We start from the raw sequence: 9,954 nt of genomic DNA on the forward strand, positions 1-9,954 counted from the left end.
ATCGTCGACGTGCTCTATTCCTTGCCCTTCATCTTCTTCGTCATCATGCTGGTGGTGTTCTTCGGCCGCAACTTCGTGCTGATGTTCCTGGCCGTCGGCGCCGTGCTGTGGCTCGACATGGCGCGCATCGTGCGCGGCCAGGCACTGTCGATCCGCCGCCAGGAATATGTCCAGGCGGCGGAAGCCATGGGCGTCGGCCAGCGCGGCATCCTGCTGCGCCACGTCATCCCCAACCTGCTCGGCCCGGTGGTCATCTACATGACGCTGCTGGTGCCGCAGGTGATCATCCTGGAAAGCTTCCTATCGTTTCTCGGCCTCGGCGTGCAGGAGCCGATGACCAGCTGGGGCGTTCTGATCTCGGTCGGCGCCAAGAACATCGGCACCGCCAACTGGCTGCTCCTGTTCCCCGCCTTCTTCCTCGTCTCGACGCTGTTTGCGCTGAACTTCGTCGGCGACGGCCTGCGCGACGCACTCGACCCGAGGGATCGCTAAGATGGGGATCGCTAAGATGCGGATCGATAAAGAGGGGGACCGCTGAGATGGCTGCTTCCGAAACGATCCTCAGCGTCAAGGATTTGCGTGTCCGCTTCCGCACGCTCGACGGCGCCGTCGAGGCGGTCAAGGGCATAAACATCCATGTCAAATCGGGCGAGACCGTTGCCGTGGTCGGCGAATCCGGCTCCGGCAAAAGCCAGACGATGATGGCGGCGATGAGCCTGCTGGCGTCGAATGGCGAAGCGACAGGCAGCGTCGACTATCGTGGCCGCAATCTTCTAACGCTCAGCAAATCCGAGCTCAACAAGGTCCGTGGCCGCAAGATCAGCATGATCTTCCAGGAGCCGATGACTTCGCTCGATCCGCTCTATTCGATCGGCAACCAGTTGATCGAACCGATCCGCCGGCATCGGGGTCTGAATGTCGCCGAGGCGCGTGAAGAGGCGCTCAAACTGCTGCGGCTGGTGCATATTCCCGATCCCGAGCGGCGGATGAAATCCTATCCGCACGAAATGTCGGGTGGCCAGCGCCAGCGTGTGATGATCGCGATGGCGCTCGCCAACGACCCTGACATATTGATCGCCGACGAGCCGACGACGGCGCTCGATGTGACCATACAGGCGCAGATCCTGATGCTTCTGGCCGAATTGCAGCGCAAGCTCGGCATGGCGATCGTCTTCATCACCCACGATCTTGGCATCGTCCGCCGCTTTGCCGATCGGGTCTATGTCATGCGCCAGGGCGAGGTTGTCGAGGAGGGGGAGGCGGAGGCCATCTTCGTCAACCCACAGCATGCCTACACGAAAATGCTGCTGGCGGCCGAGCCGACCGGCAGCAAGGCGCCGCCGCCCGCCAACGCCCCAGTGCTGCTCGAAGGCAGGAATGTCGAAGTGACGTTCAGGATCGGCGGCGGGTTTCTTGCTGGCGAACCGCTGATGCTGCGTGCAGTCGATCACATCTCGATCCGGCTGCAGCGCAACCAGACCATCGGCATCGTTGGTGAATCCGGCTCGGGCAAGTCGACGCTTGGCCGCGCCTTGCTGCGGCTGTTGCCGAGTGACGGGCTCATCCGTTTCGGCGATCGCGACATTTCCCAAGCCGACAGGCAGGCGATGCGGCCGCTGCGGCGCCAGATGCAGCTCGTCTTCCAGGACCCGTTCGGCTCGTTGTCGCCGCGCATGACTGTCGGCCAGGTCATCACCGAAGGACTTCTGGTGCATGAGCCTGACCTTTCGGGCAAGCAGCGTGATCAACGCGCGGTCGAGGCATTGCGCGAGGTCGGCCTCGACCCCAACGCCCGCAACCGCTACCCGCACGAATTCTCCGGCGGTCAGCGGCAGCGCATCGCCATTGCCCGCGCCATGATCCTGAAGCCCAGGCTGGTGGTGTTGGATGAGCCGACTTCGGCGCTCGATCGCTCTGTGCAGAAACAGATCGTCGAACTGCTGCGCAAGCTGCAGGCGGACCACGAATTGTCCTATCTCTTCATCAGCCACGATCTGTCGGTCGTGCGCGCCATGGCCGACTACATCATCGTCATGAAACAGGGCAAGATCGTCGAGGAAGGGCCGACCGAGGCGATCTTCAGCAATCCGCAGCACGCCTACACACAGACGCTGATGGCCGCCGCGATCGACGTGACGCGATTTCGCCTGAGCGCCTGAACCGGGCTCTGCACCGAGGCGTTGGCTGTCCGCTCAATTCGCGGTCCTCGGGCACTTGCGCGCTCGCACGGCGGCAATGGCATCCTGTTGCTGCTTAAGCCGGTCGATCCTGGCTGTTTCACGGTTGGCTACCGCGGTCTTCACGCGTGAGCCGCCGAGCAGCCAGCGTGGAACATTGGTGTTGGCGACCTTGCCGCGCGTGATTGCCGTTTGCGAGATGTCACGGGCGACGTCTCCCATCGCACTGTTGAGGTCGGTGCACGTCATTGAATCGTATTTCGCTGGATCGACGGTTCTGCCGAGCGATGAACAGCCAGCGACGAGAACCAGCGTCATCACAAGAATCAAGGGCGGGGCTGTGGTTGAATTCAAATTCATGTCGCACTCGGCCCGCCGTTTCACTCATTCCATCAGGTTAATCGACCCTAGAGCCGACGGGCCTTTTCGTCAAAATATGCGGCCGCGAAGGAACCTGCCACAGGGCTCGGCCATGCGGTCGACAGCAGGAACATCCCCAGTCTGAATTGCTATTTGCCGGGTGTGGAGTTCAATCGCTGGCAAACGGAGAGTGCCGGTTCCGGCGACGTCGAGGCGGCTTTCCTAAGCTGCTTCGGCCACCAACGTCGACGAGGGACCGCCGAGCACTGTCTGAGCGATCTCGGCGTCATTTTCATCGACATGCGCCGTCACCAGGACGACGCCCTCGGCCACGTCCTGATCATCCGCCTTCATGGCGCGCAGGGCGAATGTTCCAAACAGACCGCCGGCAACGCCGCCACAGACCGCGCCAGCCACCGCTGTTGGCAATACGCTCGCAGCAACAGGATTGATGCCAACTGCCGCAACGGCGCTCAGACATGCCAACCCGCCGGCAGCAGCGCCCAGTACCGATCCCAAAGCGGAAACCCAAACAGATCCTGCCCCGTCATTGTAAGGCCCGATGATCGCGATCTGTACGCGAGGAATTCCGGCCGCCACCAGGTTGCTAGCGACCCGCGTCGCATCGGCGTGGGAATCAAAAAGTCTGCTAATCGTCGGCATGGTCGCTTAACGCTTCGGGCTGTTCAGCAGCGTGTCGGTGAGGAATGACGCGGCAATCAGGTCGTCAACCTCGATTCGGCCCTCGCCGCCCTCCATGATGGCCGCGACCTTCTGGAAGGTCTTCATCTCGTCTTCGGTAATCTGGGCTTGCTGCATCCTGGCCTTGATCTCTGTTACTCGCGTGCTCAGGGCATCGGATCGTTTGGTCTCACGGTTCGACATGCTGCTGCTCTTGGTTTCATCGATCATTTTTGCCCGCCACCCCGAATTTGGGGCAAGCGCATGCGTTTCCAACCTGGACTTCGGTCGGGCAGGGGTCAGACCTAAGTCTGGCTAGGGGCAATTGTCTTGCCGACGGTGCTGCCAAAAGCATGATCAAAGGGCCTCTCGTGGCCCGATTCCTTCAAGAATCGGGCCGGAGATCTGTGGTCAGTACCCGTCGTTCTCGATCACCACGGGATGGTGCCGATGGTGGTGGCGATGGGTGGAGACGGAACCTGTCACGACAACGGTATCGCGGTGATGATGCCGGCGCCCATGGTCGTAGAACGCCACAGTACCATGGCGGCGGTGGTGTAAGCGCTGACCGTCTTCGTTGATGATCTTGACGCTGCCGTGATGTCGATGATGGGTTCTAACAACCACATCGGCTTCGGCTGCCGAAGCCACGACGGGCAGTCCAATGGAAAGCGCCAACGCGCACATGATCATTGTTTTCATTGCAATTTCTCCGTTTTCTTAATTAGCCCTTCATTGGATTAACTGCCCCTGATCGCTTTGGTTCCGGTGGTCCGGCATCGGCCCGAACGTTCACTGTCACCGCCGGATCTGGTCAACGACGGAACATTAGACGTGCCTGATGGTTTTATTTCTCGCAGCCGGGATCACGATTTGGTGTCTGCTGCGGATCAGTCGGCAAAGACTGGTCGGCCCGCGTTCTCCGCCAGAGGCGCGGGCTTCCCCCAGGCAACAGGAGAGAGATCATGAACAATATCATTTGGCTCGTTGGAGCTGTGGTCATCGTGATAGCGATCTTGAGCTTTTTTGGCCTCCGCTAGCCGGACGCGCGTACCAGTTGAGATGTTTTCCGGAATCTGTTCGCGAGCGCACGCACGAAGGCATCAGGCGGCCGGTTGAGACCGTCTGGTTGCTGTCCAGTGCAACAGGCATCGCTGTCGGCCGGCGGGGAGACGCGAGTAATCTCGCTTGAGGGGCAGGTGGAGCGCCGAAGTCGGGATGCGCTAACTCTTTGTTTTTTCTGGTCGGAGTGGCAGGATTTGAACCTGCGACCCCCTCGTCCCGAACGAGGTGCGCTACCAGGCTGCGCTACACTCCGTGACCAGACCGCGGGCTTATAGCCGCCACACTTCGTTCCTGCAAGCGGCATGGCAGCACTTCTGTCGCATTTCATCGGCTTTCGTCGAGCATAGCCCGAAAGGCTCGGATTCCCTCCTGGGATAAACGTGGCTTAAAGCCTTCTGTGCTAAGCCGCAGTCCTCGACAACTCGTAATTTCCGCCACTCGGAGTTTTCCAGTCTTGTCCTTCAGCATCGTTGGCGACGCCCGGCCCAACAGTTTCGAGTTCGAAACCGAAGCGCTGATCAAGCCATCCGGCTTTCGAGAATATGATGCGCGCTGGTGGTTTGGCCATCCCGGCTCCGCGCAACTGCCGGAGCTCAATCTGATTGGCGTCCAGGCGCTCGGAATGGGGCTTGGCACGCTGATCCGCCGTGTCGGTGCCGGTCCCGATATCGTCACCGGGCACGATTTCCGCTCCTATTCGCTTGGCATCAAGCTGGCGCTGGTGTCCGGTTTGATGGCTGCAGGCGCTCGGGTGAGGGACATCGGACTGGCGTTGTCGCCGATGGCCTATTTCGCCCAGTTCGCACTGGACGTGCCTTCGGTCGCTATGGTCACCGCCTCGCATAACGAGAATGGCTGGACCGGCGTCAAGATGGGTGCGGCGCGGCCGCTGACTTTCGGGCCGGAAGAGATGAGCGCGCTGAAGCAGATTGTAATGGCCGGCGATTTCGACCTTGTCGGCGGCGGGTCTTATGATTTCGTTCCCAATTTTCGCGAAACGTATCTCGACGATCTGACCCGGGGCAAGCGCATCTCGAAAAAGCTCAAGGTCGTAGCCGCTTGCGGCAATGGCACCGCCGGCGCCTTTGCGCCTGAAGCGCTGGAACGGATCGGCTGTGAAGTGATCCCGCTCGATGTCGAACTCGACCACACCTTTCCGCGCTACAATCCCAATCCCGAGGATATGCAGATGCTGCATGCCATCAGGGACAAGGTGCTTGAGACTGGAGCCGATGTCGGCCTTGGCTTCGACGGTGACGGCGACCGCTGCGGCGTCGTCGACAATGAGGGGAATGAGATTTTTGCCGACAAGGTCGGTGTGATGCTGGCGCGCGATATCTCCAACCAGCATCCGGGCTCGACCTTCGTCGTCGACGTCAAGTCGACCGGCCTGTTCAACACGGACAGCGTGCTGCGCGCCAACAGCGCCGTCACCGACTACTGGAAGACCGGCCACTCCTACATCAAGCGCCGCGTCGCCGAGCTTGGCGCCGTCGCCGGTTTCGAAAAGTCGGGCCATTTCTTCTTCAACCCGCCAGTCGGGCGGGGTTATGACGATGGGCTGGTCACCGCCATCGCCATCTGCCAGATGCTGGACCGCAGCCCCGGCAGTTCGATGGCCGATCTCTACCGCGCGCTGCCGCTGACCTTCGGCACGCCGACCATGTCGTCGCACTGCGCGGACGATGTGAAGTATGGCGTTGTCGAGCGGGTGGTTGCCGACTTTCAGGCCATGAAGCGGGATGGAACGGTTTTTGCGGGCCAGAAGATCGCCGACCTCATCACCGTCAACGGTGCGCGCGTTGTCGCCGAAGACGGCACCTGGGGACTGGTGCGCGCCTCGTCGAACAAGCCGGAACTGGTCGTGGTCGTCGAAAGCCCGGTGTCGTCGCAGCGTCGACGGGAGATGTTCGAGGCTGTCGACACCGTGCTGCGCCGCAGCCCCGAGGTGGGCGCCTACAACCAGACTTTTTGAATGGCAGTTGAATGACCGAGAGGATTGTCAGTTTTGTCATGAGCGGCGGCGTCGGCTCGCGGTTGTGGCCGCTGTCGCGCGAGGACAATCCCAAGCAGTTCCACGATCTGTCCGGCGACGGCTCGATGCTGGCCAAGACCTTGCGCCGGCTGACGGCCCGGCCGGAAGGCGAAACGCCGATCTTCCTGATTGCCGCGGAGCGCCATGCCGGTCGCGTTCACGCCGATCTTGCCGGCCTCGACCTCGCCGGCGGCGGGCCGCTGTTCGAGCCGACCGGGCGCAACACAGCCGCCGCTGTCGCACTGGCGACACTGCGCACACTGTCCGAGTTCGGCGACAGCCTGGTGCTGGTGGTGCCGTCGGACCATGAGATATCGACCCCGCGCCAGTTCTGGCAGAGCGTCGAAGCCGGCACCGAGGCAGCGCGTAGCGGCCGGCTGGTGGTGTTCGGCATCAGGCCGACACAGCCCGAGACCGGCTACGGCTATATCGAGGTTGCGGCCGAAAGCGGCGGCATCTTCGACGTGTCGCGCTTCGTCGAAAAGCCGGATCTTGCGACTGCGCAAAGCTATCTCAAGGCCGGAAATTTCTACTGGAACACCGGTATCTTCCTTTTTCGCGCCAGCGCCATGCGTGATGCCTTCATAGCGTTCCAGCCGGATATCTGGCAGGCCACCGAAGCAGCCTACAAGGCAGCGACATCGGATTTGTCCGGCCTTTACATGCCGCTAGAACTCTACGCCGCCATTCCGTCGAACTCGATCGACTACGCCATCATGGAGCGGGCAAAAGACATCGCGATGGTGCCGGCCGGCTTCCGCTGGAACGATCTCGGCTCATGGCAGTCGCTGCTCGATGTCGGCCCCGCCGACGACCGGGGCAATGTCATCATCGGCGACGTCGTCGCCATCGATTGCGAGAATTCCTACATTCGCAGTGACGGCCGCCTGCTGTCGGCGATCGGCATGAAGGACATCGCCATCGTTTCGACATCGGATGCCACCTTCGTCGCTCCGGTCAGCCACAGCCAACACGTCAAGAAGATCGTCGAGCAGCTCGAAAAATCGGGTCGCCTGGAAACCAGGTTCACGCCGGCGCATGACCGCGTCATCGAAAGCGGCGCCTGGCGGCGGCGCGTGCATCACTGGCTGTTTCAGGAGACCTTGCCGCTGTGGTCGACATCGGGCGTCGACGAACGCCATGGCGGCTTTCACGAAGCGCTTGGCCTGGACGCTTCGCCGTTGATGAAGCCCAAGCGCATGCGCACCACGGCGAGGCAGGTCTATGCCTTCGCCGTTGCCCGGGCGCGCGGCTGGGACGGTCCGGCCGACCGGCTGATCAGCCACGGCATCGCCTTCATGGCCGGCAAGGGCCGCACCGACAAGGGCGGCTGGGTTCGGACGCTGAATGTTGACGGTTCGGTTGCCGACGCCACCGAGGATGCCTACGATCATTCCTGCGTGCTCCTGGCACTGGCGCATGCGCATATGTCTGGCAATCCCGACGCTTTGCGCCTCGGCGAGGAAACCTTCGCCTTTCTCGATGCGCATCTCGAAGACAGCCGCATGACCGGCTTCCTTGAGACATCGGATGGCAAAGGCGAGCGCCGCTCCAACCCGCATATGCACCTGCTTGAGGCCTTCCTCGCCTGGCACCAGGCGACCGGCGAGCGCGCCCATCTGCGCCGCGCAGCGCGTATCATCGACCTCTTCCGCAGTCATTTCTTCGATCCGGAAAGCTGGACGCTTGGCGAGTATTTCGATGCCGAATGGAAACCATCCGCCCGCGAGAAAGGCTCGTGGACCGAGCCTGGCCACCATTTCGAATGGGCCTCTTTGCTGGTCGATTTCGCTGGGCGCAGCGGCCAGGCCGAGTTGAGCGGCTTTGCCAGGAAACTCTACGCCTCGGCCATCGCCAATGGCCTCAACCGCGCCACCGGCCTTGCCTATGGCGCCGTCTCGCGACAGGGCCTGCCGCTCGACCTGATATCGCGCAGCTGGCCGCAGGCCGAAGCGGTGAAGGCGGCGATCGCGCTGGATGGTTCGGGCGGGCCCGATCTCAAGCCCGAGATCGAAGCGCGCGTCGGCCGGTTGTTCCGCTGGCACATTGACCCGGCGCCGCTCGGACTGTGGATCGACCGCATCGACGAACGCGGCCGCTCGCTGGCGACCGATGTGCCAGCCAGCATCTTCTATCATCTGGTCTGTGCGCTGACGCAATATCTGGACAGCACGGCCGACCTGAAGGCGTAGAGGGCTGGATCAGTACGGGCTCGCCACGTCACCCGTCTCGACATAGATCGACTTCAGCTGCGAATAGAGCGCCAGTGCGGCCAGTGAATTCTCACGCCCGATGCCTGACTGTTTGAAGCCGCCGAACGGGATTTCCACCGGCGTCAGATTATACGCGTTGATCCAGCAGGTGCCGGCCTGCAGTTCGGCGATGACGCGGTGGGCGCGCGGCAGGTCGCGCGTGAAGACGCCGGCAGCGAGGCCGAATTCGGTGTCGTTGGCGCGGTCGATCACCTCGTCCTCGCCGTCGAATTTCAACACGCTCATCACTGGTCCGAAAATTTCTTCACGGGCGATGCGCATGCCATCGGTCACGCCGGTGAACACCGTCGGCTCGACGAAGAAGCCGCCCTGAAAGCCCTGCAGCGAAGGCACATTGCCGCCGCAAGCAAGCGTCGCTCCATCCTGCTTGCCGATCTCGATATAGCCGGCCACCTTGTCGTGCTGCGCCTTGGAGACCAGCGGTCCCATCTGGGTTTCGGGATCGAGCGGGTCGCCGATGCGGATTTTCTTGGTCCGCTCTATCAGACGGTCGACAAAGCGGTCGTGGATGCCGCTCTGCACGAAGACGCGCGTGCCGTTGGAGCAGATCTGTCCGGTCGAATAGAAATTGCCGAGCATGGCGCCGCCAATGGCGTTCTCGATGTCGGCATCGTCGAACACGATCAGCGGCGACTTGCCCCCGAGTTCCATCGTCGCGTGCTTCATCTTCGAGCCGGCAAGCGACAGCACCTTGCGGCCGGTCGGCACCGAACCGGTCACCGAGACCTTGGCGACGACATCGTGGCCGACAAGCCCGGCGCCGACATCGCCATAGCCCTGCACAACGTTGAACAAGCCGTCGGGTAGCCCCGCTTCGCTGTAGATCTCGGCCAGTGCCAGCGCCGACAGCGGCGTGTTTTCCGACGGCTTGAACACCATGGCATTGCCCATGGCGAGCGCCGGTGCCGATTTCCAGCCGGCGATCTGGATCGGGTAGTTCCATGCGCCGATGCCGACACAGACGCCGAGCGCTTCGCGCCTTGTGTAGGCGAAGGGTCCGCCGAGATCGACCGACTCGCCGTTGTAGGCGGCAACGGCACCGCCGAAATATTCAAGGCAGTCCGCAGCCGAGGGCGCATCCGCCACCAACGTTTCCTGGATCGCCTTGCCGGTGTCCAGCGTCTCGATGCGAGCGAGGTCGGCGTTGCGGGCGCGCAATATGTCGGCGGCGCGGCGCAGGATGCGCCCGCGCTCGACCGGCTTCAGCCGCGCCCAGGCGGGCTGCGCCGCCCGCGCGGCCTCGACGGCGAGTTCCAGCACGTTCGGCGTTGCCGAACGCAGCATGGCGATGGTCTCGCCGGTTGCCGGATAGATGACCGGCAGCGGGGCGCCGCCTTCGTCCTCGATGTAGCGTCCGTTGACA

General features: G+C 62.4%; 9 protein-coding genes and 1 tRNA gene. 4 read left to right on the plus strand and 6 right to left on the minus strand.

The annotated features are described in order from the left end of the window. The coding region (locus tag EN925_RS09940) for an ABC transporter permease subunit (protein ID WP_128336495.1) at positions 1 to 492 on the plus strand (492 nt) is incomplete at its 5' end. A gap of 47 nt (positions 493 to 539) precedes the next feature. Further along, positions 540 to 2,159: an ABC transporter ATP-binding protein gene (locus EN925_RS09945; RefSeq protein ID WP_013532689.1), complete on the plus strand. Its 1,620-nt coding sequence runs from the start codon at positions 540 to 542 to the stop codon at positions 2,157 to 2,159. Positions 2,160 to 2,192: 33 nt separating this feature from the next. On the opposite strand, the gene EN925_RS09950 is transcribed toward EN925_RS09945, so the two are convergent. From EN925_RS09950 to EN925_RS09970, 5 genes are all read right to left on the minus strand, one after another. Further along, a complete protein-coding gene (locus tag EN925_RS09950; protein WP_127368552.1) occupies positions 2,193 to 2,537 on the minus strand; it encodes a hypothetical protein in 345 nt (114 codons plus the stop codon). Positions 2,538 to 2,759: 222 nt separating this feature from the next. Next, on the minus strand, positions 2,760 to 3,200 hold the full coding sequence (locus EN925_RS40640; protein WP_245460921.1) for a hypothetical protein: 441 nt from the start codon (positions 3,198 to 3,200) through the stop codon (positions 2,760 to 2,762). Between the two features lie 6 nt (positions 3,201 to 3,206). After that, positions 3,207 to 3,422: a hypothetical protein gene (locus tag EN925_RS09960; RefSeq protein WP_024503705.1), complete on the minus strand. Its 216-nt coding sequence runs from the start codon at positions 3,420 to 3,422 to the stop codon at positions 3,207 to 3,209. A 207-nt stretch (positions 3,423 to 3,629) separates the two neighbouring features. Then, positions 3,630 to 3,920: a hypothetical protein gene (locus EN925_RS09965; protein WP_024503706.1), complete on the minus strand. Its 291-nt coding sequence runs from the start codon at positions 3,918 to 3,920 to the stop codon at positions 3,630 to 3,632. Positions 3,921 to 4,459: 539 nt separating this feature from the next. Then, positions 4,460 to 4,536, minus strand: a tRNA-Pro gene (locus EN925_RS09970). 201 nt (positions 4,537 to 4,737) lie between these two features. Between EN925_RS09970 and EN925_RS09975 the strand changes: the two genes are divergently transcribed. After that, the gene (locus tag EN925_RS09975) at positions 4,738 to 6,258 is read left to right on the plus strand and encodes a phosphomannomutase/phosphoglucomutase (RefSeq protein ID WP_128336497.1); all 1,521 of its coding nucleotides are present in this window, start codon (positions 4,738 to 4,740) and stop codon (positions 6,256 to 6,258) included. A gap of 11 nt (positions 6,259 to 6,269) precedes the next feature. Further along, positions 6,270 to 8,510, plus strand: a complete 2,241-nt coding sequence (locus EN925_RS09980) for a mannose-1-phosphate guanylyltransferase/mannose-6-phosphate isomerase (protein WP_127369347.1) — start codon at positions 6,270 to 6,272, stop codon at positions 8,508 to 8,510. Between the two features lie 9 nt (positions 8,511 to 8,519). Here EN925_RS09980 and betB read toward each other — a convergent pair. Next, positions 8,520 to 9,954 (minus strand): betaine-aldehyde dehydrogenase (gene betB, locus EN925_RS09985; RefSeq protein WP_128336499.1); only part of this gene is annotated, 1,435 nt, incomplete at its 5' end.

Source organism: Mesorhizobium sp. M7A.F.Ca.US.006.04.2.1 (assembly GCF_004022915.1).
Lineage (GTDB): Bacteria > Pseudomonadota > Alphaproteobacteria > Rhizobiales > Rhizobiaceae > Mesorhizobium > Mesorhizobium ciceri.

Excerpts from the sequence above, each read along its gene's own strand:
- EN925_RS40640 (WP_245460921.1), bottom strand. The coding sequence starts at position 3,200 with ATGCCGACGATTAGCAGACTTTTTGATTCCCACGCCGATGCGACGCGG.
- EN925_RS09960 (WP_024503705.1), bottom strand. The coding sequence starts at position 3,422 with ATGTCGAACCGTGAGACCAAACGATCCGATGCCCTGAGCACGCGAGTA.
- EN925_RS09965 (WP_024503706.1), bottom strand. The coding sequence starts at position 3,920 with ATGAAAACAATGATCATGTGCGCGTTGGCGCTTTCCATTGGACTGCCC.
- EN925_RS09950 (WP_127368552.1), bottom strand. The coding sequence starts at position 2,537 with ATGAATTTGAATTCAACCACAGCCCCGCCCTTGATTCTTGTGATGACG.
- EN925_RS09945 (WP_013532689.1), top strand. The coding sequence starts at position 540 with ATGGCTGCTTCCGAAACGATCCTCAGCGTCAAGGATTTGCGTGTCCGC.
- EN925_RS09980 (WP_127369347.1), top strand. The coding sequence starts at position 6,270 with ATGACCGAGAGGATTGTCAGTTTTGTCATGAGCGGCGGCGTCGGCTCG.